Origin of the sequence: Niallia sp. FSL W8-0635, assembly GCF_038007965.1 — a bacterium.
Taxonomy (GTDB): domain Bacteria; phylum Bacillota; class Bacilli; order Bacillales; family Cytobacillaceae; genus Niallia.
This window is the reverse complement of record NZ_JBBOYD010000001.1, coordinates 3,868,412-3,894,504: the sequence shown is the minus strand read 5'-3', so window position 1 is coordinate 3,894,504 and position 26,093 is coordinate 3,868,412. Positions and strand designations below refer to the sequence as shown.

The window sequence follows — 26,093 nt, the reverse complement described above, 5'->3', positions numbered from 1 at the left end:
TAGTGAGGACCTAGTATGACCACAAATAAATGGAATGAACAGGCAATCTTAGTCATAAAAATAGCTATCGGATCTGCCATCGCTTACCAAGTATCAAAGCTTCTAGGCTTAAGCCATTCTTATTTAGCACCGCTATCGCTTATTTTATGCTTACAGCCATCACTAAATCAGTCTGTCCAATTTTCTTTCCGCAGAGTAGTGGGAACCATCATTGGTGTGCTTATGACAACTTTTATCATACAATACGTTCCAATGACTAGCTGGGTGCTAGGAATATTACTTCTCGTGGGAACAGGGATTGCCGTGCTATTCAAATTAAATGCAGTAATTCTCCATCAAGTTGCGTTATCCATTTTATTAGTCTTTGCCTTAGAAAAAAATGCTAGTGATTATGGATTGGATCGGATGACAGGCACGTTAATCGGATCGATAATCGCTATCATCTTACAATTATTTATTTTTCCACCGAATTCTCTGAAAAAGGTAGTAAGAAATTACGAAACGCTTACAGAAAAATACTCTGATTTATTTCTTCATATTGCAGCTTGGATAGAATCAGATTTAGGAAAAGAAAAAGCTGGGGAAATAGATGGATTAAAAAAGAATCTGCTTCAAGCAATAGAGACTACGCAGCAGAATCTTCAATCAGCAAAAAAAATATAAAGTACACTATATATAATAGAAGAAACTATAAAAAAACAATCTATTCGGATACAAAAAGAGTAGAGGATATGAAAGAAGCCTATACCTATTTAACGAATATAATCGCTATTTTAAAAGACTGGCATAAAGCAGGAACGATATCACTACCCGAAAAGCAGCAGCTAACAATACAATTAGATAGAATGGAAAAAGTATTTCGTACCCACTATATCGAGACAACGAAAGAAGAAGGAATGACAAAAGATAAAGCATTTATTCTTCAAAATCCATTTCCATTAGAAATCCAATGCTACAGAGGTGCAATATATGTAGAAATGAAAAAACTTGTAGAGGTAACCACGAAAAGGGGTTAATGTATATTTTTCTTTGAAATTTCCAGAACCTTTTCTAAAGTGATTATATTTTTCTCGATTGTCTTTAAATCTGAATGGCATTGTTTTAATAGGTTTTGAATTTCATTCCATTTATCGTTTTGTTTCATAAAAGCTTCTCCTTACAGAATTATGATAATAGTAAAAATTATGTGTAGCGGAGAAGAATTATTCATATTAGGTGCAGTTTCTTTTCAGTCGCAGGAGGTTTTGTATAAATTAGTTTAAGTCAGGATGCTTTTAGAACAGAGTTTTGTTGGGGTATGAAGATATGATTTGAAACGGAAGGCGGAGATGGTGGGAAAATAGAAATATAGTCCAGAGCAGAGCGGATATGGTCCAAAAAACGAATATATGATCCAAAGCAGAGCGGATATGGTCCGAAAAACGAATATATGATCCGAAGCAGAGCGGATATGGTCCAAAAAACGAATATATGATCCAAAACAGTGGATATGGTCCAAAAAACGAATATATGATCCAAAGCAGAGTGGATATGGTCCGAAAAACGAATATATGATCCAGAGCAGAGCGGATATGGTCCAAAAAACGAATATATAATCCAAACCCCAAATACACGCTATCCAAAAAAAAGCCAGGCTGCCAATTTCCACAGCCCAGCCTAATCCTAGCTTCACCACAAATCAATTAAACCCTTACTATACAACTTCTTTAATCGACTCTTTCTTCCTTAACGGCCAAGCTTCGACTCCTTTGAGCCCTTTAATATCGTTTCGGTAGAAAACAGGTTCTTTCCCTAGCTTTCGCTGTTTCATATAATGGTCTAGTGCTTTAAAGGCAATAGGTCCAAGAATTGCAATCGCAACTAAGTTAACAAGTGCCATTATTGCCATCGTAAAGTCTGCTAAATCCCAAACGATTTGCAAATTAGCTACTGCACCAAACATTACCATTCCAAGTGCTAATACTCGATAAAAGTTTAGGAATGTTTTACTTTTACTAATAAACGGTAAGTTTGCTTCGCCGTAGTAGTAGCATCCGATGATGGAAGTGAAGGCGAATAGGAATATGGCAATACCTAAGAATAATCCACCCCATGTGCCAAAGTGCTCTGCCATCGCTGCTTGTGATAATTCAATGCCTGTTAAGCCTGATCCATATGCATCAGAAGTTAGGATAATAAAGGCAGTTGCAGAACAAACGAGTAAAGTATCAAAGAATACACCTAGAGCTTGGATAAACCCTTGTTTGGCTGGGTGAGAAACAGATGCAGTTGCGGCCGCAATTGGATCTCCTCCAATCCCAGCTCCATTGGAGAAGAGACCTCTTTTAACTCCATTCATAATAGCTGCAGCAATTCCACCGCCAACTACTTGTTCCATACCGAAGGCGCTTTTAAAAATTAATGCTAAAACATGAGGAATCTCTGTAATATTGGTGATTACTACAAAGACTGCAAGGAGAATATAGCCTAAGGCCATAAAGGGAACGATAAGAGATGAAATATCAGCAATACGTTTAATACCGCCAAAAACAACTAAACTAGTAAGAATGACCAAGGCAATTCCAGCGATAATGGGACTAAGGCCAAATGAGTTTTCTAATGCAACAGCAATCGTATTACTCTGTACTGCATTAAAGGTAGTACCATATGAAAGAATCATCATGACAGCGAAAAGGGCACTCATCCACTTTTTATTCAGCTGCTTTTTCATATAGTAGGCAGGACCACCTTTGAAACGGCCATTGTCTTTTGCTTTATAAATTTGTGCCAAAGTATTTTCCACAAATGAACTTGCACTGCCGAGAATAGCTACCATCCACATCCAAAATACTGCTCCAGGTCCTCCAATTGCTAAGGCAATGGCTACTCCTGCAAGATTGCCTGTACCAATTCGAGTACCTGCCCCTACGAAAAATGCTTGTAGAGAAGAAATTTGTTTTTTCTCTGTGTGTTCAGGTGGCTTCTCTTTCACTCTCAATAAACGAAACATTTCTTTTACATACCTGATTTGTGCAAATTTTGATCCAATGGTGAAGTATATCCCAAGCCCAAGTAAAACGGCTATCAACACATACCCCCAAAGTACCGTATTTCCACTTGCGATTAACTTTTCAATAATATTCACGCAACCCCTCCCAAAAATTTTATGGTTTTGATTATCTCGAAAAATGTTGCTCCTGTCAAATAAAATTGGTCGCTATCACTGTTGAAAAACTCGTTTGGATATTTTTGTAACCTTCTCTATCCCTTATCAGTATTGACTTTGATTAGATTTGCTGAATTATTAAATTATTTAAAAAATTATTTTGGATTGAACGAGAAATAAGCAGGAAATGACTTCTTTTATGGACAGTGTAGAGCTTAATTTTATCTGTATGCATGAAAAATTATTTTGTTAATAAAATTTTTAGTTATGGGACTTATGTATCATTGGAAAAAATCAAATCGTCCCCTTTGACAACATACACTTACTAATGGTAAGTTAGTTGTTGTATATAACGAACTAGATAGCTGGAGGAAAAATTATGTCACAATTAGAACAAGTTATGAAGAGTCGTAAATCAGTTAGAGTGTATGATCCTACTTACAAAATAGATAAGCAGGAATTAGAAGAAATCTTAGAGGTAGCAACAAGTGCACCATCTTCAAGTAATCTGCAATCTTGGAGATTTATTGTTATCCAAGATCAAGAAATCAAAAAAGAGTTACGAGCAATTGGGAACAATCAGGTACAAATTGAAGATTCTTCTGCTATTATTGCTGTATTAGGAGATACAGAGGCTTATAGAAATGTAGAGGATATCTATAAACAAAATGTATCTCTTGGATATATGGACCAGTCGATTGCAGATAGAACAATAAATAATACACAAAACCTATACCCAAATCTTCCAAAACATACACTAGCACAAATTGCTAGTTACGATGCAGGTTTAATTTCCATGCAGATTTTATTATTAGCAAAAGAACGCGGGTATGATAGTGTTGTGATGGGCGGCTTTGATAAATTAGCGTTTGCTAAACGTTTTGAACTACCGGAAAACGAATTTCCTATAACACTAATTGCAATCGGAAAAGCAGTGGAACCTGCTTTCCATACAAGCAGATTACCAATAGAAAAAGTGGCGAAATTTTATTAAGAAAAAGCTAGAGATAATCTAAGATTGTCTCTTTTCTATAAAAAAGAGATAATCTAAGATTGTCTCTTTTTTATAGAAAAGAAACCGTTCTTTTTGTAATTTATTCCTAAGCACGCTAAACTAAAATAGAATTCAAAAAGAGGAGTGTGGAAAGATGGACTATGTTACATTAAATAATGGCTTAAAGATGCCCCAGCTAGGATTTGGCGTATGGCAGGTTCCAGATGAGGAAGCGGCTGTTGCTGTTACGAATGCCTTTAAAGTTGGCTATACTTCTATTGATACAGCGATGGTATATCGAAATGAACAAGGCGTTGGGAAAGCAATTAAAGATTCATCTATCCCTCGTGAAGATTTATTTATCACAACAAAGGTTTGGAATAGTGATCAGGGCTATGAGAATACGCTAAGAGCATTTGATGAAAGCTTAGAAAGATTAGGACTTGATTATGTTGATCTCTATTTGATTCACTGGCCAACTCCACAATTTGATGAGTATGTTGATACATATAAGGCATTAGAAAAATTATATAAAGATGGCAGAGTGAAGGCAATTGGTGTTTGTAACTTTGAAATCGAGCATTTAGAGCGCATTTTAAAGGAATGTGAAGTGAAGCCTGTCTTGAACCAGGTAGAATGTCATCCATACCTTGCGCAAAATGAGCTTAAAGAATTTTGTGCAAAGCATGATATTTTTGTTGAGGCTTGGAGCCCACTTGATCAAGGGGGAGAAGTCCTACAAGATGAAGTGATTAAACAAATCGCAGAAACGAAAGGGAAAACACCAGCACAAATAGTGTTACGTTGGCATTTGCAAAATAATACAATTGTCATTCCGAAATCAGTGACCCCATCACGTATTGAAGAAAACTTCCAAGTATTTGATTTCGAATTAACGGATGAAGAAATGAAGCGTATTAATGAGCTAAACCGCGACAGACGAAAAGGTCCACATCCGAATGATATGAATAATCGATAATAAAGAAAGGGAATAGAGAGGCTATGAAAAATAGCCATTCTATTCCCTTTTACTTTAAGAACTTATAGGTTTTCTAAAGTTAATTTAGTGCCCTGTACTTTTCTTAACTATTAGAAAGGATTTGTTCCTATTACAGTAGCTGTTTTTACATAAATTCTTGGATGTAATTTTAGCTGTGAAACAATCAGTTCAGCAATATCTTCTGGCTGCATGTACTTCTCTGCACTGCCTTTAATTAAATCTGTTTGAACAGCTAACTCTGTCGCAACCGTGCTTGGTGTTAAGGAGGTAACGCGAATATTGTTTCTACGTACCTCTTGTGCCAATGATTCTGTCATGCCAATTAGACCAAATTTAGAAGCACTGTAAGCACTAGATGTTGCAGCCCCATTTAAACCATTTGTTGAAGAAATATTGATAATATCTCCACCATTTTTTTCAATTAATTGTGGTAAAACTGCTCGAGTTACATAGTATGGACCCATTAGATTTACATCAATGATTTTCTTCCATTCTTCAGGATTCATGTCTAATAAAGACTCGAATTTTCCAATACCAGCATTATTAATTAAAATATCTGCTTTTCCAAGCTCGTTTGTTAATGAAGCAATTGCTTGATTTACTTCTTGTAAGGAAGATACGTCAACAGATGCATAAGCAGCTTTAACTCCAAGTGCTTCAACCTCTGTTACTACTACTTTTAACGCTTCCTCTGTACGAGCAAGTAAGCCAACATTTACGCCTTCATTTGCTAATGCAACCGCTACAGCTTTCCCAATTCCTCTTCCAGCTCCTGTGATAAATGCAACTTTTCCTTTTAAAGTTTGTGCCATTTATAAGCAACTCCTTCTAAAATATTGATTTCTCTTCAAATATACTTTTCTTATTTTATGATTTTCTGTAACCATTAGCAAGAAAGCAGCTTAGCGTAAAAGATTCTTTCCTTTTTTCGTTGTATGGGAGAAGAAAAAAAAGGATAATAAAATCAAATTGTTCCCACTAAAAGGAGAATTATCTATGTCGTTTTCTTTGTCTCCTATCGGTTTTGTTCTTGCTATTGGACTTCTTCTACCCAATATCCTGCTTATTATCTTTGTACCGCCGAAAAATATACCAATTAAAACGAAAAGCACCCCATGGATCTTTAATTTTTTTGAAAGATTAGGACAAATAGGCTGCCTGTTTCTATTAACTATTACTACTAATCCAGTAAATGTAATAGATAGTTGGTTGATTCTATCCTTTCTTTTTCTCCTTTTGTATTATCTTCTTTGGATAAGGTATGTAAGAAATGACCGAGAGTATCGCTTTCTGACTAAGTCATTTCTGTTTGTACCAATCCCATTAGCAATCCTGCCTTGTTGTATTTTTTTCACAACAGCTATTTGGGGACATTCTATTTGGTTAGGAATAGCAGCTATTGTTTTTGCAATTGGTCATTTGAAGGTAAGTTGGGATAGTGTTATATAATAAGTCTAGCATGGTGTTTTTTAAATGAATAAGAGGTGATTAATAATGTCAAAAACAATTGTCGATAAATTAAATTTAAAAAAGTATAAAAAACTTGCAATTCTTAATGAACCAAATGAAACGGAATATTTTCCAGAGTTAGAGGCATATGATACGGAGCTTCTAAACAAATATGATGCTGTATTTGCATTTGTACTAAATATGGAGGAGATGCGAGAAACAATCCATGCAATTATTCAAAGCGATTCTTTAAATAAGAAGGGATATATCTTTTTAGCGTATCCAAAGAAAGGGAATAAAGTTTATTCGACTTATATTCACCGAGATGAACTATTTAAGGGATTAGATACAAATTCAGAGGGATATGTTGGTACAAGTACAATAAAATTTGCTCGAATGGTTGGCTTGGATGATGTTTTCACAGTAATTGGCTTAAAAGAAGAAGAAAAAAACAAAGCAAAAACTGTTTCCTCCAAAGCAAGCCAGCGTGTCGATGATTACATAGAAAAAATGCCAGATATTGAAAAGGATTTAACAGATTCTCCAAAGCTATTAGCCTTTTACCAATCTCTAACACCAGGGTATCGGAAGGAATGGGCGCGGTATGTGTATAGTGCAAAGCAAGAAGAAACTAGAGTAAAGAGGAAAGAAGAGATGAAGATGATTCTAGAGTCTGGGTATAAAACTAGGGATCTATATCGAAGAAGTCAGAGAAGTGGAGAATAAGCTAAAGTTTCAAAGGAAGTGATTGATCCTAAATCACTACCGAATTTTCCATTTGTTTAACATTAATAGATTTTTGGTGATTACTAGAAAAAATGGCGTGTTTTCTTTTGAAACACGCCATTTTTTTGACGAATGTAATGAGTATGACACGAAGTTGGACTGGTCCTATACAACATTAGTCATCTTTTTAAAGCTGAAATCATAGTTTAATATATATTGATTTTTGAAGGAGATGGACTATATTGCGCATTGCTAGAATAGCAGATCGCTTTTGGGATGGAATGACTTTGACTAATGTAAACCATAAAGGGATCATATATCCTTATTTCTTTTTTATGATTACAGCTTTTGTTTTTGAACTATTTCTTACAGTGCTAATAGGTGTATCTATTTATTTCTTTTTTTATTGGGGCTATTCTCCAGATTCCCTTTTTTACATCGGTTGCTTCATTGTACTCTTATTAATGGCTATGACAATCATTACAATAAAATCTATTTTTCTGAAAATCAAATATGCATCAACTATCTATTAGATGATCTCCTTCTTTTTCCGTAAATAGTAGAATAAAATGACACAGCAAATGGAGCAAAGTAGGGATAGCAAGGCAATAAATCCATATCCTGCTTGCTGTCCAATGACACCATTACTCGTATTAAACAGATGATTTATCCCATCTATAATGACTCCTATAAGCAGATTTCCTAGTACACTTGCAATTCCCATCAATGTAACCGTAAAGGTAATGGCTGTACCAGTTCCTTTGGGATATCTTTTCGCTAATAATGCCATAACAGTAGGATAAATGGGGGCGATGCCAATTCCTGCAATCGCAAAAAGAATGGCCCCTTTTTCTCCAATGATAATGCCAGCAAAACTGCAAATACCTGAGAAAGCAGCAAAAATCATGATGGACAAGGTATAGCCGATTTTATCTGTTAAAGGGCCAAGCAATAGTCTTGAAAGCATAAAAAATAAGAAAAACATCGATAACATTCCGGAAGCTGTTTCTACATTCCATGAATACGCTTTAATTAAAAAGTTAACTAACCAGCCTCCAACAGCTAGTTCAGAAACTACTCCAAAGGAAAGAATCATCACAATGAGCCAGGCAACTGGATCCCGAAGTAAAAATCGATAAGAAACATTCCCTTCGTCGTTTGTTTCTTCCTCTGGAAATTTACTGAAGAAAGAAGGGATGATAGGCAGTAGTGCTAATAGTAACACAATAAAATACATCCCTCGCCAGCCAAATTCTCCCCCCGCGATTGTCCATTTCATCATCCAAGATGCAATAATTGGTGCCACCATAGAACTTAAACCATAGAAAAAGTGTGCAAGATTCATCATAAAGCCAGTATTTTTCGTGAAAATACGAGCAGCCATTATGCCTAGACCAATTTCAAGCATCCCATTTCCAATGTATAAAAGGAAATAGGAGGAAGAAAGGGCAAAATATTTTTCAGAGAGATAAAGACATATTCCAGAGACAGCCATTGATGCAAAAGCAACAATACCTGTCCATTTAATGCCAATTTTATTAGCTAGGGCAGCTGTAAATGTACAGGCAATTAAATAACCGAGTGAGTTGATTGCAAGTAAAAATCCTATTTGCGACTCACTTAAAAGGAAATCAGCCTGAATGATAGGAATGGCAGGTCCTTTAACGTTCTCTGATAGTCCGAAAATAAGAAAACCGCCAAAAATGATAGCAAGAAGAAGATAGTAATTAAGCTTGGACTGTTCTTTACTAGAAGCGTTTAAATGATCCATGGGCATCCTTCCTTTTTCTCCTAATAATATAGTATTAAAAGTATCTATGAAAATATTATTTATGATAACGGGATTGACGAGATGGAAGCTTTTCATCCTTTTCTTCTGTTGGAATGTTATGGTTGTCTAAGTGACTCTTTCTTTTAAGAACTAGTTTTTTTAGCCCCCTAAAAAACAAGGCTAGTACTAGATATACTCCGAAAAAAAGGAGAAAACCGTTAATTCCTGCAACAGCATCTGCAAACTCCATATTCCCCCGTCCAGTAATTCCCTGCTGAATTTCAATTGCAAATACTAAGACAAGAATAAGTGTAAAGGTATAGATAAAAGAAATGCTCTTAATGCTCCAGGCTGCTAAGCGTTTAAAGATAAATTGGACAATAAAGAATGAAACAATTCCAATGATGCCAATAATCCATAAATGTAAATCTTTGTCTGTAGCTTGCCAACCAAGAATAGCAGCAACTTCCATAATAATATCATGGAGAATATTGACTATTTCAGCTATAATTTTGAAAAACTCTACCATTTTTTACCTCCCCTTATAAAGTTTCTTTTCATTAAATTATACTTTACGATTGGAAATAAATAAAATATGTAATCTATTATTCTATCATGGAATTGCGCTTCAAGTTAAGGATTAAACATGTTAATATAGGAGAAAAGGTGTTCATCACAACGAACGTTTTGGAAATATATATTGAAGGGGCAATGACCATGCTACTTTGGAATTGTAATAGACCAATACGGGGACAAATTACGTTAGTACTAATCTCTGTATTATTTACTACTTACCAATTTGTAATTAATCATGATTCGTTTTTTACCATTGATTTTTTTCTTTTTACGATAATAGCATGGATTGTTGGCTGGAGATATGATCTATCCAAATACTATGAAAAGAAAGCGAAGGATAGTGAAGCAAGTTATCGTCTCCTTATGGATTCCTTGCCTGAATCTATATTTATACAATCGGACTCGGACAATAAGTTAATGTATGTCAATCATGCGGCTGTTAGAATGATGGCAGCATCGAGTAGAGGGGAACTAATCAACAAGTCATTTGGAGAATTTGTGTCGGCAGATTATATAGAACGCTGGAAAATGAGAGTAAAGATAGCGAAGGAAAAAAAGAAACCGCTCTCGCATAGCGAATACAAAATGAAACGGATGGATGGAAGTGTTTTTTTCTATGAAGCATCCTGTTTAGCGGTTAACTTAAATGGAGAAAAGGCAGTTTTATCGATTGGAAAAGACGTTACGGTTAGTAAAGAGGTAACAATGAATTTACTACAGAAATCAGAAAAGCTAGCAATACTAGGAGAAATGTCTGCAGGGATTGCTCATGAAATTAGAAATCCCTTAACAGCCATTAAAGGATTTATTCAACTTGCTAAATCAGAAAATCCCAAAAATAAGTATTTTGAGATTGTATTGTCAGAGATTGAAAGAATTAATAGCATTGTAGGAGAATTGCTTTTTCTTGCGAAGCCGACAGCTGATGTTTTCTTAGTTAAAGATATTCGCAGTATCATTCAAGATGTTGTTACGTTAATACATACACAATTGAGCTTACATAATATACAGATTAATGAAGAGTACGACTGGGATATGCCGAGGATTTTATGTGAAGAACAGCGATTGAAACAAGTATTTATTAATCTCTTACAAAATGCAATCGAAGCTATGCCAAAAGGTGGTTTTATTTCAATTAAGGGAACATCCTCAGGAGATGGAAATATTTCGATTGAAATTATGGATCAAGGTGTAGGAATTCCTGCTGAAAGAATTTCTACACTTGGTGAACCGTTTTATACGACAAAGGAAAAAGGGACAGGTCTTGGTTTAATGACCTGTTATAAAATTATTGAGAGTCATAATGGAAGATTAAGTTTTCAAAGTAAAGTAAACAAAGGGACCAAAGCAACAATCATTTTTCCAGCTGCTACACAGGAAACTTTGCTGGGGTCAGCCCTACATTAATGTAATAGATCAACGGTTACCCCCTCGCTAATTAGGGTGGAGGTTATACTATGTAGTTAAGAGGATTTTTCTTTTTTTCTATATAGTATTTTTTTTTCATTATTTTGAAAAAAGAATGGTTTATGAGCAGGCAGGGACAGGTCTTTTAACAGTTACCCATGTTATAATGGCTACAATATAGGAAAAGGATGGTGGTTGTTTGTGATAAATAACTTCGATGAAGTGGTAAATCGACGAAATACTTATTCCGTTAAATGGGACGGTGGAAAGCTTATTAAGGAGATGGGATTAACGGAGCGGTATGATGAAGAGACTATTCCGCTATTTACAGCAGATATGGATTTGCCTGTACCACAAGCCTTAGTAGATGCATTACATAGAACGGTTGATAATCGCATATATGGCTATTCTATTTTTCCTGACGAATATTATGAAGCGATTCAACATTGGTTCAAAAAAAGACATGATTGGGAAATAGAGAGAGAGTCAATTGTCTATAGCCCAGGAACGGTTCATGCGATTAATATGGCTGTTCGTGCGTTTACAGAACCTGGTGATGGGGTAATCATTCAACGCCCTGTTTATCCACCATTCACCTCAGCGGTTGAAGGGAACGGCAGAGTAGTAAGAAATAACGCATTACTGAAAGACAAGGAAGGGTATTATACAATAGATTTTGCTGATTTCGAAGAAAAAGCAAAAGAAGAATCAACGAAGCTATTTATTCTTTGCAATCCCCATAATCCAACTGGACGCATTTTTACAGTGGAAGAACTCACTCATTTATATGAAATTTGTGTGAAACATCAGGTGTTAATTATCGCAGACGAAATTCATGGTGATTTAATAAGAAGTAATCAGAAATTCACCCCCATTGCTAAGGTTGCAGCAAATAGTGATCATTTGATTACATGTACGGCAATCAATAAAACCTTTAATGTGGCAGGACTTCACTGTACAAATTTAATTATTCCGAATGTAAAGCTACGCAATAAATTTAATAAAGAAATGGGACACCAATTGGCTTCTCCTTTTACTATTTCCGCACTTATTGCGGTATATAAGGAAGGAGAGGAATGGTTGGAGGAATTAAAGGAATACATTGATGGAACAATGGAATGGGTAAAGGCATATCTAGATGAACATATGCCAAAAGTAAAAGTAACAATTCCAGAAGGAACCTATATAATGTGGATGGATTTTGGAGGATATGGAATTACCCCCGAAGAAGTACATGAACGGATTTATCATAGAGCCAATGTATTACTGGAGGATGGCAGCATGTTTGGAGAAGAAGGAATTACTTATCAACGAATTTGCATCCCATCTCCGAGACCAATTATTAAAGAAGCGATAGAGAGAATCGCAAGAGAGTTTGCTGATTTGGAAAAAAAATAGAGTGACGTTCATGCTCAGGATCTGATGTCAGAAGTTGTTTTCTTGTTTAGTGTACTAGGGAACCCCCTATATACTAGATGAAAAAATAGTATCTTTCTGCAATCAGATCTTTTTTTATGTTGTATAATTTTTAATGTTTAGCTTCAATAGGTTAAGGGTATGTGAACGTGGGCAGCAATTTAATATTGGATATTTAAGAATAAATTAAGCTTCTTTTTTTAGCATAGAGATTAAGGAGTCACTATTTAAGGATTATCATTAGCATATAAACGGTTGAATAATATTAGGAATAGCCCTGTATAAAAAATTTAAAAGTGCTAATGATGATACTAGGTATATATCAAATAGGTTAGTAGGAAAGGAAGGCCGTTTTTTAAAAGATTGTTGTTGTTTTCAATAGGGAAAATAAATTAGTTAGGTATACTGAACAGCCTGAATTTTAATTTTGTAGTTATAGAAAGGGTTAGTTAAATGAAGAATATATTGATTAGAGCAGGTATGTCACCTCTGGATATTTTTGATGCATCATACATACTAAACAATAATTCAATAGGTGGAAATGTTGGAAATCTCATATACCAATATAGTGTTTTCCGTACATTAATGACAGAGGATACAATCATTACACCAGATTACTATGATTATGATCCATCAAGAGCAGATGAAATTAATGAAAAATACGATTGTTATGTCATTCCATTGGCAGATGCGTTTCGAAAAGAATTTGTCCCAACTTTACGAAAGTATACACAGTTAATCAAAAAATTAAAGATTCCAGTCTATGTTATTGGTGTGGGACTTCGTGCTCCGTTTGAGCCAAAATTAAATGAAAGTTTTCCTTTTGATGAAGATGTGAAAGAGTTCATTAAGGCAGTTTTAGAAAAATCAAATATAGTTGGATTAAGAGGAGAGATTACCTCCAAGTATTTGACTGGTTTAGGCTTTAAAGAAGGAGTAGACCATACTGTAATTGGGTGCCCTTCTATGTATACATTTGGCCGAGATTTGAATATTAGAGAAACAACTATTACGAAAGATTCTATGGTATGTGTGAACTCTTCTCGATTATCGCCAAAAAATGTCCTTGACTTCATCACTAGAGGAATGGAGGAATATCCTAATCATTATTTCATTCCACAATGGCTTAAAGAACTAAGGTTAGTACATTTAGGAGCGCCAGCTATTGCAAATGATAGTAACAACTATCCAGTAAAAATTTCTGATTCAGCATATGCAAATAATAGAGTGCGCTATCCTTTGAATGCACCAACTTGGTTTGATTTCATCGGTCAAGCAGATTTAAGCTTTGGAGCTAGATTACATGGGAATATTACGGCAACTATTTCAGGTACACCAAGTATTATTATTCCAAAAGATGCTCGAATGCGGGAATTGGCCGAATACCATCAGCTAACCCATGTGATGGCAAATGAAATTGATGAGAAAACAAGATTATCTGATTTAATTGAAAAAGTAGACTTCCAACAGCCGACAAAACGACAGGCAGAAAATTTTGATCATTATATTGATTTCCTAAATAAAAATAAGATAAATCATATTTATAAAGAAACGAATCATCCAGCTCGTATCCCACTGGAAGAAAGATTGGCAGAAGTGAACTTACTCCCAGTAGAAGTACCAATTAGTGCATGCAGTATTGAAGAAACGGTTGCTAGATGGGAGAATTTCTATTCAGGAGAATCTCCACAAATTACTGCATTGAAAAAGAAAGTAAAAGAAAAAGACAATAAAATTAAAAAGCTAGAAGGACAATTAAATAGAAAATCTGTCAAACTAGTATTAAAAGCTGCAAACGTATTTAGTTAAAGTTTTTAAGAAATTTGTTGTTAGCTATTTATGAAATATATTAGGGGAACAATCATTACAAATGATAACGAATACTATATATTTTAATAATTAGTTACTACAAATCGAAACCAACAATCTTAAGACAAATATTCTTGTAAGCACCCAAGTTGATATTGTGGTGCTTTTTACCTTTAAGGGCTTCGTTATAAACGCTAGGTTTAAAAGCATTCTATCCTGTCAAAAATATAAAAAAGTAGTCTTAAGAACATAAGGTAAAAAGGATGCAAGTACGATAAAAAAGTGATGGGGAAGAGGCATAGATGAAAAAAATATTAATAAGAGCTGGTATGTCACCCTTAGAAACCTTCGATGCAGCAAAAATGATGATTGATAATACCTTTGGTGGAAATATTGGAAACTTAATCTATCAATTCAGTGTGTTTCGGACGTTGATGACAGAAGATACCATCATTACACCAGATTATTATACATATGGACCAGAGAGAGCAGATGAAATAAATGAGAATTATGATTGCTATATTATTCCTTTAGCAGATGCTTTTCGTAATGAATTTATTCCATCTCTACGAAAATATACGAAGCTAATCAATAAATTAAAGATACCAGTTGTTGTAATTGGTGTTGGATTAAGAGCTCCATTTGAGCCAAAGCTAAATGAAGGATTTCCATTTGATAAAGATGTGAAGAATTTTGTTCAAGCGGTTTTAAAGAAATCATCTATCATTGGCGTACGTGGTGAAATTACGGCAAAATATCTAACTCGTTTAGGTTTCCGTGAAGGCGTTGATCATGTAGTAATTGGCTGTCCTTCCATGTACACCTTTGGAAGAGAATTACAGATAAGAAATACCGAAATTACGAAAGAGTCAAAAATCTGTGTTAACTCTTCCCGCCGTTCACAAAAGAAAGTTCTGGATTTCATTGCTAGAGGAATGGAGGAATATCCTAATCATTATTTTATTCCACAGTGGTTAAAGGAATTGAAATTAACCTATTTAGGAGCACCGTCCATTGCAGAGGTAAGTAAAAAATACCCGATTAAAATGTCAGATCCAGTATACATGAACAATAGTGTCCGTTTCTTCTTAAATGTTCCTACCTGGTTAGACTTTATGAAGGATGCAGATTTGAGCTTTGGTGCAAGACTGCACGGTAATATTGCTGCGACGATTGCTGGAACACCGAGCTTAATTATTCCAAAGGATGCTAGGATGCGAGAATTGGCTGAGTATCACCAATTAACAAATATAATGGCTAACAAAATAACGAGTAAGTCAACCTTATCTGGAATAATAGAGAAAAGTGATTTTCAAGCCCCTACAAAGGTACAGGCTAGGAATTTTGATCACTTTATTGATTTTCTTAATAAGAATCAACTAGATCATATTTATCAAAAGACTCAAATACCAACGATTGTTCCATTGGATCAGAAGATAGCGGATATTCAGCTTCAACCTCCTGTACAGCCATTGAGTGGATGTAGTCTAGAGGAAATGGTAGAACGATGGGAAAGATATTATCCATTAGAAAATAGCAATAAAAACGCAAGTACATCAGCTATTACAAAAGAACATCTAATAGCATTGCTTTTCGAAATGATTACAACAAAAAAAGAGAAAGTTTTTAAAAGATTTTCGAAGACAGGTAGTAAGTAATTAGAAACATATAGAAGAAGGATATAACTATTAGAAAATACTCCAGTTTCCTTTCTAATAGTTATATTTAGTTATCCCATCTTTTAAAAAGATTTTTCTAAAACACGACGTATTCTTTACCAATAGACTAAAGATAATATATAATAGAGAAGAAGGAATTCCACTTTTTTGTGGACTTGCTATATTTTTTTACTAATTTGAAAGGATGATTTTTATTGTTATTCAACAGGCAGTACAAACCGAACTAATTAAAAAGTATTGGGAAATGTATGAAAGTAAGAAAGAGAGGCCGTATCTTGTCAAGCCTTCTATGCCCATTATGTATTTTGGTAACAGCAAGAAATATTTTGAATCCCCTATCCGCATCATTACTGTAGGTCTAAATCCGTCTAGACGTGATTTCCCTGACCCTGACCCTTTCCAAAGGTTTCAATCAATGAAACGAGACCATCACTATCAATTCAATCAACAGTACATTACTGCACTTGACCAGTATTTTGAAAAAGACCCATATAAAGCATGGTATGAGCCTTCTTTTGAACCGATTTTGAATGGATTACATGCAAGCTTTTATGGTAATAAAGAAAATACAGCATTGCATACAGATATTTGCTCACCGTTAGCAACGAATCCTACTTGGGATAGTTTAAGTAAAGACGCAAAGAAAGACCTTCAAACAGAAGGAGTTAAATTATGGCACGAACTTATTGAATACTTGCAACCAGATGTCATTCTTATTTCTGCTGCTGGAGAGCATTTATCAAAAATTAAGTTCGAGACAGAAAGTGATTGGGAGACAGTTTATAGCGTTCCTAATTCCCGTTATTTAATTAATAGTAAAAAAGTAAAATTAGTGACAAAAACAGCTGATGTTTACTATGGCAGATCGGCAGAAATTCCATTTGGCCAAGTTTCTCAAAGCAATAAGGTGAAGATTGGTGAATATATTAAGGTGATTACGGAAAAGAAAGATCAGCCGATTGATTTTAGAGCTTTTCATCATGCGGTTTTAGAATCGGAGCAGCAAGATGACCAACTTTTTGGCTGGAGCCAAGAAGCGAATTAATACAAAAAAGGAATCAGACAGTTTATGTTTGATTCCTTTTTTAATTACGGCATTCTTAAAAAAAAATAATAGTTACTTTCCGCTTCATTCAAGTTAATATTCTAAACTCGATATCAGGTGAAATGCTGGTTTTACAAAGCGTCTGCTATAATTTTTTTATAATAAACAACGGATAGAATTCCGAAAATCGAATACAGTACGGCATACAGCCCCATTACGATGAACATTGGTGCCCACAATTCTGTTCCGAAGAAAAACCAGCCGGATTGGACAGCGAAATAGCTGTGAAGTAGGCCAATAAGTAATGGTATTCCGAAGTTAAATAGCTGCTTTGTTTTGATACCATTTAATAAGTCATCCTGTGTATATCCTAATTTGCGGAGGATGGTGTAAGTATATTTTTCTTCTTCCCCTTCATCTATTTGTTTAAAATAGAGAATACATCCAGACGTTATGAGAAAGGTAAGTCCAAGAAAACCGACGATAAACATTGTCAGACCCATCATTTCCTTTTGGGTTTGGATTCTATCATAGCGTGATATTGTATCGTAGCCTTCAAAAGCTAGCTGTTGATAAAGTTTATTAGCAGCTACGATTTCGTTGTCCTTGTTAATAGTAATCCCAATATAAAGAGTAGATGGTGATTGGATACTTTCATCCATATTCTTTTCTAATAAATCAAAAACAGTTGAGTCGACAATAGCGGTTGGAAGTCCGCCACTAGTAAAGGTATAAGGAATAATGTTTCGATCCTTTAGCCCTACATAATTTAAGGAGAAAGATTTCCCGTTTAACAAGAAGGAAATGGTCCCTTTTGATTTCAGTTTCATAAACTTTTCTAATGCAGAACTATACCCAGTAAAAGCTACTTCCTCTTTAGATAAATTAACATCCTTTACATGTTCTTCGCTAATGACAGGCATTTGCATCGCGGTAGAATCTATTGTGAATTCTCCTGGAACCTCGTTCATAATGTCTTCAAGATTGAAGATAGTTTGAATAACAGGAATTCTTTCCTCCGTATAAGCGATGTCTTTGTCTTTTAAGAGCTTTGAGAATGATTCGACATCATCTGCATTAGCAAAAGCGAAATCAGCTGGAACATTTTCCTTCGCAGTTTTTTCAGCAGAATAGTAAGATATATAGCTTAAGCATAATAAACCTAATGCCAGAGCAGAAACGGTTGTAATAATCGTTAATAAAATAGAGTTCGATTTCATACGAAACATAATACTAGATAAGGAAAGGACTTGATTAATATTAATGTAGCCCTTTTTCTTTTTGCGAATAAGGTTGAATAAAAAACTAACAGATCCTTTATAAAAAAGATATGTGCCAATTATTACAAGGGCAAGAATGGAAATCATCGCTAAAAATAACATATTCATTGATACAATAGAGCCGCTAAATAATTGAGAAGAGATAAAATAGCCGCTTATAATAAATACAATGCCAATAATACCAAGGATCATTTCCCATGCAGACATTTTTTTCACTCGTGTTTCCGTAGAAGAAGTAATACGGAATAAGGAAAGAATGGTTTGTCTTTTAATGAAAATATAATTCATTAACATGATGAATACATATATGACACAAAAAACAATGATTGTTTGCGCTAGAGCCTCCGTAGAAAAGTGAAGCTTAGTAATTGCTGTTATGCCGGTTACTTTAAAGAGAATCATGACAGTTACTTTTGAAAAAGAAAAGCCGATAAAAATACCAATAAGAATAGATAGAAAGTACAAAATAAAATTTTCCAATGTTAACAACCGAAAGATCCTGCTTTTCGTCATCCCAATTAATTGGAACAAGCCAATTTCTTTTCCACGACGTTTAATAAAAATAGTATTTGCGTACAGGAGAAAAATCGAAACGATAGCAACTAATAATACGGAGGCTGCTTTAATGGCAGCAGCACCTTTCATGGTGTTTTCAGCAGCATCCATTGATGGATCATACTGTAAAGTCACAAAGGAAAAATACAGTGCAACACTAAATACTAAGGCAAAAATATAAAGATAATAGTATTTTATATTTTTCTTGAGATTACGAATAACAAGATTACTTAAGGTCATTTTGCACACCACCCAAAATTCCTTGTGTTTTGATAATATCTTGGAAAAAGCTTTGTCTATCTTGAGATCCTTTATAAAGCTGTGTATAAATTTGTCCATCTTTAATGAAAACAACTCTGTTACAGTAGCTTGCAGCAACTGGATCATGTGTAACTATAAGGATTGTTGCACTTCTTGTTTGATTTAAATGGCTTAATTTATTTAATAAATCAGAAGCGGATTTTGAATCAAGAGCTCCAGTTGGTTCATCAGCAAAAATAATGCTTGGCTCATGAATGAATGCTCTTGCTGCTGAAGTTCGTTGCTTTTGCCCGCCTGATATTTCATTTGGATATTTATCTTTAATCTCATAAATACCTAGTTCTTTCGCTAATGTATCAAAACGTTGATGAGCTTCCTTGTTTGGTGTCTTTGTAATCGATAATGGCAAAAGTATATTTTCCTTTACTGTTAACGTATCAAGTAAATTATAATCTTGAAAGATAAATCCTAAATGATTTTTTCGGAATTCGGCTAACTGCTTTTCTTTTAGACGGGTAATTTCTTTCTCCACAATACGAATAGTTCCTCCGGTAGCTTGGTCTATGGAAGAAAGGACATTTAGTAGCGTAGTCTTCCCTGAACCAGAAGCCCCCATAATACTGACAAATTCCCCTTTTTGAACGTTTAAGTCTACACCTTTAAGCACTTCTTGGCGGTTTGCCTTATTCCCATAACTTTTATGAACTTTTGAAGCGACTAATATATCCATTTTTTCCACACTCCTTTAAATGATAGGTTCATTATATAAAAGGAATTTTATTCATTCCTTCTAATTGGCGAACAAATAAAAGAAGCATGTGACATTTTTGTCATATGCCTCTTATAAGTTGATCAAATGCATTTTTTTTGGGAAAAATTAGAGTAATGGTTGTGCCTACGTTTACTGTTGACTCTACTTCAATAGTAATTTTTAGTGCATCTGCAACTTTTTTAGATAGATATAATCCCATTCCAGTTGCGTGATTATTTTGATGCTTAGCAGTAGAAGTAAAGCCTTTTTCAAAAATTCTAGGCAAATCCTGAAGAGCGATTCCAATCCCATTATCTGTAATATTCAAACAAGTATACCCATGATTGTCATAGCTCATTATTACAATATCGGAATTGTTGCTATATTTAACTGCATTACTTAATAGCTGTCTGATTATAAAGGATAGCCATTTTCCATCCGTTAGCACGGTAGTATTTTGTAGTTCTACATCAAATCCAATTCCCTTTTGTATACACCAGGACTGTAATGTTTTAATTTCATCAAAGAGGATATTCTCTAGATCTATATTTTCTATGTATAAATCATTTTGAATAAAAGGAAATCGTTTTTGGTGCAGCTGTTGATCTAGAAGATGATGAATTCTTAACCATTCAAACGTTAAAGATGTTTTCATTTCAGGGTTATCAATGGAGTCAATTAATAAACGCAGTGCCGTTAATGGTGTTTTTACTTCATGAATCCATGAAAGAAGTTCATCTTTTTCAAGTTCGAGCTGTTGAAGATTTTGATTGCGCTCTTTCATTAGAATGGTAGTCTGTTTTGTAAAGCTTTCTGCTATTATTTTTTCATAAGGTGTATTTGCTTTTGGTAAAGATGTAAGGTCTAAATCATCTTCTCGAGTAGATAGCCCTTTATAAAAAGTTGTTTCCTTTTGATATTGGAAGGCAGCGAAGAGAAGAAACAAAAGCATACTAATAAAGCAAATATAGACCATGGAATAAAAGGAGATGGTCTCATCTATACTTGCCATAAATAACTGAAACAGCTGTAGTAAAAGGATAAAAAGAATCCAGCCTTTTTTTTCAATCAGATATTTTTTAATCATTTTATGTCCCCTTCAATCGCCATATATCCTTGTCCAACTTTTGTTTCAATATGACTACCGAGATGAAGCTCATCTAGTTTTTTTCGTAAACGATTAACATTTACTGTTAACGTATTGTCACTAACGAATCGCTTATCATTCCATAGTTCGTTGATAAGAGTGTCTCTAGAGACAATTTTATTTTTCTGATCCAGTAAAATTTTTAAGATAAACATTTCATTTTTCGTTAATTCAATTTCCCCTTTAGGAGAAGTTACTGTGTTTTTTTCCAAATCAATTGTTGCATCCCACCAGGTTTTTAGTACTGTTTGTTCTAAGCTATAATTATATACTCGGCGCAGTATTGCTTGAATTTTTGCGATTAAAACGTCAAAATGAAATGGTTTTTGTACAAAATCATCTGCCCCAAGCTGCATGGACATAACCATATCGGTTGGGTGATCGCGAGAAGATAAGAATATAATTGGCACATTTGAGTGACTTCTTATCATTCGGCACCAATGAAATCCATCGTATTTCGGAAGTTGGATATCTATAAGCACTAAATCAGGTTTTATATCAGCGAATTCCTGCATGACTTTATTAAAATCATTTATTCCGAACGCTGTATATGACCATTGCTCTAAACGTTCCTTTATTGCATGAAATAATGTTTGATCGTCTTCGATTAAAAGTATTTTAAACATGGAAATCACCACATAATAGTTAGGTTTTAATCTTCTTTTTTGTCAATAATAAGAAGAGAATTAAACTCATTATATCATGTTGCTATATATTCCAATATGAAAGAGTGGAAAAGCAAAAGTAAAACTTTGTGAATAAATGGTATTTTTATGGTAGTATATTGAAGTGATTTAATTAGATTGGAGTGCGACAACTGTGATGAAACAAGTAGAATCCTTAGAAGATATTATTCCAATTATCCCAATTATTAAAGCGGCAATTCCTGCTGATCTCTCCATTGCGATTTGTGATAAGGAAAAATTTATCGCTTATTTCCCTGGTGAGGTGATTGATTTACATATTAAAACAAATCAACCCTTGCAACCTGACGAACCGCTAAAAGCAGCGATTCGTGAAAAGAAAACACTAAAGCAAGAAGTACCAGCAGACTTTTACGGTTTTGAGTTTATTGGTACTGCTTCTCCAATCATGAATACAAAAGGAGACGTGATTGGTGGAATAGCTGTACAGTTAAAAAGACAAACAGAGATACGAAATATCGTCGATGAAATAACAGGGTCTTTAACACAATCACAAGAACATATCGATAATATTGCCGATGGTTCTCATTCTTTAGTGGACTTTTCAAAGATTCTTTTAGAGCAATCAAGTGTTGCAGAAGAAAATATTAGGAAAACCAGCGAAGTAGTTTCCATTATTAAAAAAGTTGCTGATCAGACTAATTTATTGGGATTAAATGCCGCAATTGAAGCAGCAAGAGCTGGTGAAAAAGGAAAAGGGTTTGAAGTAGTAGCAAATGAAATTCGTAAGTTTTCCAAAGAAACAGTAAATTTTACACAGACTATTGCCGAAACGATGGATCAAATTAGAAATACAACTCATTCCATCAATGAGTCGATTGAAAAGATTGCCGCAATCGGGGAAAAACAAGCAGACTCGATTCATCATACATCCATCTTTATGGAACAAATTTTAGAAATGGCGAAGAAACTAAATGCTTATTCGAATAAACTTTAAAAAAGTTTTCTACCATTATTAATCAATTAGAGGTTTTGATAAAAATGATGGAAAGTTTTACCCTTTATAAAATTTTTGTTTTCATTTCAAAGAAAATCCGTTATAATCCATTATGTTGTCAAATAATCTAACAATATAAACACTCGTATAATAGCAGGAATATGGCCTGCAAGTTTCTACCAGATGACCGTTAATCGTCTGACTACGAGTAAGCGTATAAAATGGGAGATATACTGATCTATCGCATAAGTAGAGCAGTTTCTTTTGCTCGAAAAAGCACATTCGCTTACTCATAGAGTAAGTGAATGTGCTTTTTTGCGTATTATTTAGGACAGTGAAACTATTTAGATTGGTAAGTCTGTCCTCACAAAAAAGGAGAGAGTCTAGTTAATGGAGTTATTGAAGAAGAAAATTGAAGAAGAAGGTATTGTATTAAGTGATCAGGTATTAAAAGTAGATTCATTCATTAATCACCAAATGGACCCTCATCTGATGAAAGAGATTGGCCAAGAATTTGCTAGATTGTTTAAAGAAGCGGGAATAACTAGAATCTTAACAATAGAGTCATCTGGTATTGCGCCGGCTATTATGGCGGGGCTGGCATTAGATGTTCCAGTTATCTTTGCAAGAAAAAGAAAATCCCTTACGTTAACAAGTGATTTATATACAGCAACGGTTTATTCCTTTACTAAACAAGAATCAAATGAAATTACCGTTTCCAAAAAGTATATGCATGCCGATGATCATGTTCTTGTTATTGATGACTTTTTAGCGAATGGACAGGCTGCACTTGGTTTAGCAAATATTGTTGAACAAGCTGGTGCGACTGTGAGCGGGATTGGGATATTAATTGAAAAGTCATTCCAGCAAGGGACAGAAGATTTAATTTCAAAAGGCTATCGAGTAGAGTCCTTAGCAAGAATTGCATCCTTAAAGGGTGGCAAAGTAACATTTGCTGAACAACGTATACACGAAGGCATTTATGCAGGAGGATACTAAAATGGAAAAAATGACAGCAAAAACTTGGTCTGTAGGACTGCAGCATGTACTTGCAATGTATGCAGGTGCGGTGCTTGTGCCTTTAATAGTTGGTGGAGCTCTAAATTTAACACCAGAACAATTAGCATACCTTATTTCTATTGATTTATTAACTTGTGGTATTGCGACATTGTTACAGGTTTGGAAAAATAAATTCTTTGGAATCGGCCTTCCTGTTATGTTAGGTTGTACATTTACAGCTGTTGGCCCGATGATTGCAATTGGAAGTAAGCATGGAATATCCGCTATTTATGGTGCAATTATTGTTTCTGGTATCATTGTCGTTCTTATCTCATCTATTTTTAGTAAACTAGTAAAATTCTTTCCGCCAGTTGTAACTGGATCTGTTGTTACAATTATTGGTCTTACTTTAATTCCGGTTGCATTTAATGATATGGCTGGTGGAGAGGGAAGCGCAGATTTTGGCAACCTTAAAAACCTAGTCCTTGCTTTTGGTGTGTTAGCAATCATTATTTTACTTAATAAATTTACAACAGGATTTATCAAAACAATCTCTATCTTACTCGGTATTATTATTGGAACCATTATTGCGTCATTTATGGGGATGGTTCATTTTTCAGAGGTAGGAGAAGCGAAGTGGCTTCATGGGATTACTCCGTTTTATTTTGGTGCTCCAACCTTTGATCTTACTTCTATTATTACAATGACACTTGTTGCAATTGTAAGCTTAATTGAGTCAACAGGGGTTTATTTAGCACTTGGGGATATTACAAATAAAAAGGTATCCGAAAAAGATTTAGCAAAGGGATATCGATCAGAAGGATTGGCATCTGTTATTGGCGGAATATTTAATTCATTCCCTTACACTGCATATTCGCAAAATGTTGGGCTAGTTCAGCTAACTGGTGTCAAATCGAAAAATGTCATTTATGCAGCGGGTACGATTTTAATTATTTTAGGTTTTATTCCTAAAATTGCTGCCATTACTACATTAATTCCAACTCCAGTTCTTGGTGGAGCTTCTCTTGCCATGTTTGGAATGGTTGTTTCGTATGGTATTAAAATGCTAGGTAAGGTGGACTTTAATCAACAAGGAAACCTATTAATTCTTGCCTGTTCAATAGGGATGGGACTTGGTGTAACCGTCGTTCCTGATATTTTTATGAAATTTCCAGAAAGCATCCGGATTCTATTCCAAAGTGGTATCGTGGCTGGTGGAATAACCGCGATTATTTTAAATATTTTATTTAACATTATTCCAGGTTCCCGAGTAAAAACAACTCAAATGGAAGAAAAGACAGTAGCTTAACTCCATATTCTATAGCAAGGCTTTAAGAAGAAAGACTTTCCAAAAGAAAAGGAAAGTCTTTTTTTGTCAGAAAAATTACGATGTTTTAGGGGGAAATAAAAAAAGTGTGTCAGATAATGTAACAAAATCCTTTTCAAGGCATCTTTTTTCATATATTATGTAAACTACGCGGTGTATAATTAGAAAATTCAGAAAACAAACCTTTCCCTAATCCATTTCACCTACCACATTTGCTTAAATAAATTTACCACTCAGAAATATCATTTTCAGTGAACTTTCATAAAAAAAGGAGGTATGTATCATTACTCAAGTAGTTTCATTAAACGATACCATTTCTTTTGGCGGTAAAGAACCTTTTGTTCTAATTGCAGGACCCTGTGTCATTGAGGATGAGAAGCTTATCATGGAAACGGCTGAACAGTTAAAGGAGTTGACAACGAAGTTAAACATCCCCTTTATCTTTAAGGCTTCCTATGACAAAGCAAATCGTTCTTCCATTCATTCTTTTCGAGGACCGGGCATCGAGAAAGGCTTAGAAATGCTAGCTAAGGTAAAAGAGACATTTAATGTACCCGTGACATCTGATGTTCATGAGCCAGTCCAAGCAATGGCTGCAGCAGAAGTATTGGATATTCTACAAATTCCTGCTTTTTTATGCAGACAAACTGACTTATTGGTAGCTGCTGCAGAAACAGGGAAGATTGTGAATGTGAAAAAGGGACAGTTTTTGGCACCGTGGGATATGAAAAATGTTGTTACTAAGTTAAGGGAGAGTGGAAATGAACAGATTTTGTTAACAGAACGTGGATCCACATTTGGTTATAATAATTTAGTTGTGGATATGCGATCCCTTATTACAATGCAGGAATTAGGGGTACCGGTTGTTTTTGACGCGACACACAGTGTTCAAATACCAGGTGGGAATGGAACAACAACTGGGGGGAAAAGAGAATTTGTTCCCTATTTATCGAGAGCTGCTGCTGCAGTAGGAATTTCCTCGATATTTATGGAAGTCCATCCGAATCCTGATAATGCAATGTCAGATGGACCAAATATGGTGAACTTAGCGGAATTAGAGGAAGTGTTAAAGCCAATAGTGGAGATTGATGCACTGGTGAAAAATCTGTAAGAAT

The 26,093-nt window shown here is 34.7% G+C and carries 24 protein-coding genes, 1 pseudogene and 1 riboswitch; of the genes and pseudogenes, 16 read left to right on the top strand and 9 right to left on the bottom strand.

The genetic code is table 11. The features are described 5' to 3' along the window. Positions 1-15: 15 nt before the first annotated feature. Together NYE52_RS18725 and NYE52_RS18720 are read left to right on the top strand one after the other, a co-directional pair. Positions 16-663 carry an FUSC family protein gene (locus NYE52_RS18725; protein ID WP_341194448.1) on the top strand — a complete coding sequence of 216 codons (648 nt, stop codon included), beginning with the start codon at positions 16-18 and terminating at the stop codon, positions 661-663. A gap of 68 nt (positions 664-731) precedes the next feature. After that, positions 732-1,016, top strand: coding sequence for a hypothetical protein (locus tag NYE52_RS18720; protein ID WP_341194447.1), 285 nt, complete (start codon positions 732-734; stop codon positions 1,014-1,016). Here NYE52_RS18720 and NYE52_RS18715 read toward each other — a convergent pair. Together NYE52_RS18715 and NYE52_RS18710 are read right to left on the bottom strand one after the other, a co-directional pair. Then, positions 1,013-1,144 (bottom strand): hypothetical protein, encoded by a 132-nt coding sequence (locus NYE52_RS18715; protein ID WP_272978345.1) that lies wholly within the window; start codon positions 1,142-1,144, stop codon positions 1,013-1,015. The two genes, NYE52_RS18720 and NYE52_RS18715, sit on opposite strands and share 4 nt — an antisense overlap. A gap of 549 nt (positions 1,145-1,693) precedes the next feature. Next, positions 1,694-3,124: an alanine/glycine:cation symporter family protein gene (locus NYE52_RS18710; protein WP_341194446.1), complete on the bottom strand. Its 1,431-nt coding sequence runs from the start codon at positions 3,122-3,124 to the stop codon at positions 1,694-1,696. A gap of 400 nt (positions 3,125-3,524) precedes the next feature. Between NYE52_RS18710 and NYE52_RS18705 the strand changes: the two genes are divergently transcribed. Next, on the top strand, positions 3,525-4,139 hold the full coding sequence (locus tag NYE52_RS18705) for a nitroreductase family protein (RefSeq protein ID WP_341194445.1): 615 nt from the start codon (positions 3,525-3,527) through the stop codon (positions 4,137-4,139). 154 nt (positions 4,140-4,293) lie between these two features. Further along, the gene (locus NYE52_RS18700) at positions 4,294-5,118 is read left to right on the top strand and encodes an aldo/keto reductase (RefSeq protein ID WP_341194444.1); all 825 of its coding nucleotides are present in this window, start codon (positions 4,294-4,296) and stop codon (positions 5,116-5,118) included. Positions 5,119-5,228: 110 nt separating this feature from the next. Here NYE52_RS18700 and NYE52_RS18695 read toward each other — a convergent pair whose 3' ends face one another. Continuing rightward, positions 5,229-5,951, bottom strand: coding sequence for a 3-ketoacyl-ACP reductase (locus NYE52_RS18695; RefSeq protein WP_341194443.1), 723 nt, complete (start codon positions 5,949-5,951; stop codon positions 5,229-5,231). 184 nt (positions 5,952-6,135) lie between these two features. On the opposite strand from NYE52_RS18695, the gene NYE52_RS18690 reads away from it, so the two are divergent. The 3 genes from NYE52_RS18690 to NYE52_RS18680 all read left to right on the top strand — a co-directional run bounded on the left by NYE52_RS18690 (position 6,136) and on the right by NYE52_RS18680 (position 7,847). After that, the gene (locus NYE52_RS18690) at positions 6,136-6,588 is read left to right on the top strand and encodes a hypothetical protein (protein WP_341194442.1); all 453 of its coding nucleotides are present in this window, start codon (positions 6,136-6,138) and stop codon (positions 6,586-6,588) included. Between the two features lie 45 nt (positions 6,589-6,633). Then, the gene (locus tag NYE52_RS18685; protein WP_341194441.1) at positions 6,634-7,314 is read left to right on the top strand and encodes a YdeI/OmpD-associated family protein; all 681 of its coding nucleotides are present in this window, start codon (positions 6,634-6,636) and stop codon (positions 7,312-7,314) included. Between the two features lie 242 nt (positions 7,315-7,556). Then, positions 7,557-7,847 carry a hypothetical protein gene (locus NYE52_RS18680; RefSeq protein WP_341194440.1) on the top strand — a complete coding sequence of 97 codons (291 nt, stop codon included), beginning with the start codon at positions 7,557-7,559 and terminating at the stop codon, positions 7,845-7,847. Here the strand turns inward: NYE52_RS18680 and NYE52_RS18675 are convergent. Together NYE52_RS18675 and NYE52_RS18670 are read right to left on the bottom strand one after the other, a co-directional pair. Then, positions 7,844-9,085, bottom strand: coding sequence for an MFS transporter (locus NYE52_RS18675; RefSeq protein WP_341194439.1), 1,242 nt, complete (start codon positions 9,083-9,085; stop codon positions 7,844-7,846). The genes NYE52_RS18680 and NYE52_RS18675 overlap by 4 nt on opposite strands. Before the next feature lie 55 nt (positions 9,086-9,140). After that, the gene (locus tag NYE52_RS18670; RefSeq protein ID WP_341194438.1) at positions 9,141-9,614 is read right to left on the bottom strand and encodes a hypothetical protein; all 474 of its coding nucleotides are present in this window, start codon (positions 9,612-9,614) and stop codon (positions 9,141-9,143) included. Between the two features lie 137 nt (positions 9,615-9,751). Between NYE52_RS18670 and NYE52_RS18665 the strand changes: the two genes are divergently transcribed. The 5 genes from NYE52_RS18665 (at position 9,752) to NYE52_RS18645 (ending at position 17,017) form a co-directional block, all read left to right on the top strand. Then, a complete protein-coding gene (locus tag NYE52_RS18665) occupies positions 9,752-11,068 on the top strand; it encodes an ATP-binding protein (protein WP_341194437.1) in 1,317 nt (438 codons plus the stop codon). Between the two features lie 201 nt (positions 11,069-11,269). Beyond that, positions 11,270-12,466: a MalY/PatB family protein gene (locus NYE52_RS18660; protein ID WP_341194436.1), complete on the top strand. Its 1,197-nt coding sequence runs from the start codon at positions 11,270-11,272 to the stop codon at positions 12,464-12,466. Between the two features lie 471 nt (positions 12,467-12,937). Then, positions 12,938-14,293, top strand: coding sequence for a polysaccharide pyruvyl transferase family protein (locus NYE52_RS18655; RefSeq protein ID WP_341194435.1), 1,356 nt, complete (start codon positions 12,938-12,940; stop codon positions 14,291-14,293). A 302-nt stretch (positions 14,294-14,595) separates the two neighbouring features. Then, a complete protein-coding gene (locus NYE52_RS18650; protein WP_341194434.1) occupies positions 14,596-15,951 on the top strand; it encodes a polysaccharide pyruvyl transferase family protein in 1,356 nt (451 codons plus the stop codon). A gap of 205 nt (positions 15,952-16,156) precedes the next feature. Continuing rightward, complete coding sequence (locus NYE52_RS18645) at positions 16,157-17,017, top strand: hypothetical protein (RefSeq protein ID WP_341194433.1); 861 nt, start codon at positions 16,157-16,159, stop codon at positions 17,015-17,017. A 131-nt stretch (positions 17,018-17,148) separates the two neighbouring features. Here NYE52_RS18645 and NYE52_RS18640 read toward each other — a convergent pair whose 3' ends face one another. The 4 genes from NYE52_RS18640 to NYE52_RS18625 form a co-directional block, all read right to left on the bottom strand. Further along, entirely contained in the window at positions 17,149-19,092 is a 1,944-nt protein-coding gene (locus NYE52_RS18640; RefSeq protein WP_341194432.1) for an ABC transporter permease, read from the bottom strand. Further along, entirely contained in the window at positions 19,079-19,843 is a 765-nt protein-coding gene (locus NYE52_RS18635; RefSeq protein WP_341194431.1) for an ABC transporter ATP-binding protein, read from the bottom strand. Before NYE52_RS18635 ends, NYE52_RS18640 begins: the two co-directional genes overlap by 14 nt. Positions 19,844-19,943: 100 nt before the next feature. Beyond that, positions 19,944-20,951, bottom strand: coding sequence for a sensor histidine kinase (locus NYE52_RS18630; protein WP_341194430.1), 1,008 nt, complete (start codon positions 20,949-20,951; stop codon positions 19,944-19,946). Further along, positions 20,948-21,637 (bottom strand): response regulator transcription factor, encoded by a 690-nt coding sequence (locus NYE52_RS18625; RefSeq protein ID WP_341194429.1) that lies wholly within the window; start codon positions 21,635-21,637, stop codon positions 20,948-20,950. Before NYE52_RS18625 ends, NYE52_RS18630 begins: the two co-directional genes overlap by 4 nt. Before the next feature lie 694 nt (positions 21,638-22,331). On the opposite strand from NYE52_RS18625, the pseudogene NYE52_RS24755 reads away from it, so the two are divergent. From NYE52_RS24755 to kdsA, 4 genes and pseudogenes are all read left to right on the top strand, one after another. Next, positions 22,332-22,652 (top strand): annotated as a pseudogene (locus NYE52_RS24755) (methyl-accepting chemotaxis protein); the annotation flags it as partial. A gap of 123 nt (positions 22,653-22,775) precedes the next feature. Continuing rightward, positions 22,776-22,877: riboswitch (purine riboswitch) on the top strand. A gap of 165 nt (positions 22,878-23,042) precedes the next feature. Beyond that, the gene (locus tag NYE52_RS18615) at positions 23,043-23,651 is read left to right on the top strand and encodes a xanthine phosphoribosyltransferase (protein ID WP_341194428.1); all 609 of its coding nucleotides are present in this window, start codon (positions 23,043-23,045) and stop codon (positions 23,649-23,651) included. A 1-nt stretch (position 23,652) separates the two neighbouring features. Further along, positions 23,653-24,960 (top strand): nucleobase:cation symporter-2 family protein, encoded by a 1,308-nt coding sequence (locus tag NYE52_RS18610; RefSeq protein ID WP_341194427.1) that lies wholly within the window; start codon positions 23,653-23,655, stop codon positions 24,958-24,960. Between the two features lie 301 nt (positions 24,961-25,261). Further along, entirely contained in the window at positions 25,262-26,089 is an 828-nt protein-coding gene (kdsA, locus tag NYE52_RS18605) for a 3-deoxy-8-phosphooctulonate synthase (RefSeq protein WP_341195233.1), read from the top strand. Positions 26,090-26,093: the final 4 nt, after the last annotated feature.

Excerpts from the sequence above, each read along its gene's own strand:
- NYE52_RS18725 (WP_341194448.1), top strand. The coding sequence starts at position 16 with ATGACCACAAATAAATGGAATGAACAGGCAATCTTAGTCATAAAAATA.
- NYE52_RS18720 (WP_341194447.1), top strand. The coding sequence starts at position 732 with ATGAAAGAAGCCTATACCTATTTAACGAATATAATCGCTATTTTAAAA.
- NYE52_RS18715 (WP_272978345.1), bottom strand. The coding sequence starts at position 1,144 with ATGAAACAAAACGATAAATGGAATGAAATTCAAAACCTATTAAAACAA.
- NYE52_RS18705 (WP_341194445.1), top strand. The coding sequence starts at position 3,525 with ATGTCACAATTAGAACAAGTTATGAAGAGTCGTAAATCAGTTAGAGTG.
- NYE52_RS18700 (WP_341194444.1), top strand. The coding sequence starts at position 4,294 with ATGGACTATGTTACATTAAATAATGGCTTAAAGATGCCCCAGCTAGGA.
- NYE52_RS18695 (WP_341194443.1), bottom strand. The coding sequence starts at position 5,951 with ATGGCACAAACTTTAAAAGGAAAAGTTGCATTTATCACAGGAGCTGGA.
- NYE52_RS18690 (WP_341194442.1), top strand. The coding sequence starts at position 6,136 with ATGTCGTTTTCTTTGTCTCCTATCGGTTTTGTTCTTGCTATTGGACTT.
- NYE52_RS18685 (WP_341194441.1), top strand. The coding sequence starts at position 6,634 with ATGTCAAAAACAATTGTCGATAAATTAAATTTAAAAAAGTATAAAAAA.
- NYE52_RS18675 (WP_341194439.1), bottom strand. The coding sequence starts at position 9,085 with ATGGATCATTTAAACGCTTCTAGTAAAGAACAGTCCAAGCTTAATTAC.
- NYE52_RS18670 (WP_341194438.1), bottom strand. The coding sequence starts at position 9,614 with ATGGTAGAGTTTTTCAAAATTATAGCTGAAATAGTCAATATTCTCCAT.
- NYE52_RS18655 (WP_341194435.1), top strand. The coding sequence starts at position 12,938 with ATGAAGAATATATTGATTAGAGCAGGTATGTCACCTCTGGATATTTTT.
- NYE52_RS18650 (WP_341194434.1), top strand. The coding sequence starts at position 14,596 with ATGAAAAAAATATTAATAAGAGCTGGTATGTCACCCTTAGAAACCTTC.
- NYE52_RS18645 (WP_341194433.1), top strand. The coding sequence starts at position 16,157 with ATGATTTTTATTGTTATTCAACAGGCAGTACAAACCGAACTAATTAAA.
- NYE52_RS18640 (WP_341194432.1), bottom strand. The coding sequence starts at position 19,092 with ATGACCTTAAGTAATCTTGTTATTCGTAATCTCAAGAAAAATATAAAA.
- NYE52_RS18635 (WP_341194431.1), bottom strand. The coding sequence starts at position 19,843 with ATGGATATATTAGTCGCTTCAAAAGTTCATAAAAGTTATGGGAATAAG.
- NYE52_RS18630 (WP_341194430.1), bottom strand. The coding sequence starts at position 20,951 with ATGATTAAAAAATATCTGATTGAAAAAAAAGGCTGGATTCTTTTTATC.
- NYE52_RS18625 (WP_341194429.1), bottom strand. The coding sequence starts at position 21,637 with ATGTTTAAAATACTTTTAATCGAAGACGATCAAACATTATTTCATGCA.
- NYE52_RS18615 (WP_341194428.1), top strand. The coding sequence starts at position 23,043 with ATGGAGTTATTGAAGAAGAAAATTGAAGAAGAAGGTATTGTATTAAGT.
- NYE52_RS18610 (WP_341194427.1), top strand. The coding sequence starts at position 23,653 with ATGGAAAAAATGACAGCAAAAACTTGGTCTGTAGGACTGCAGCATGTA.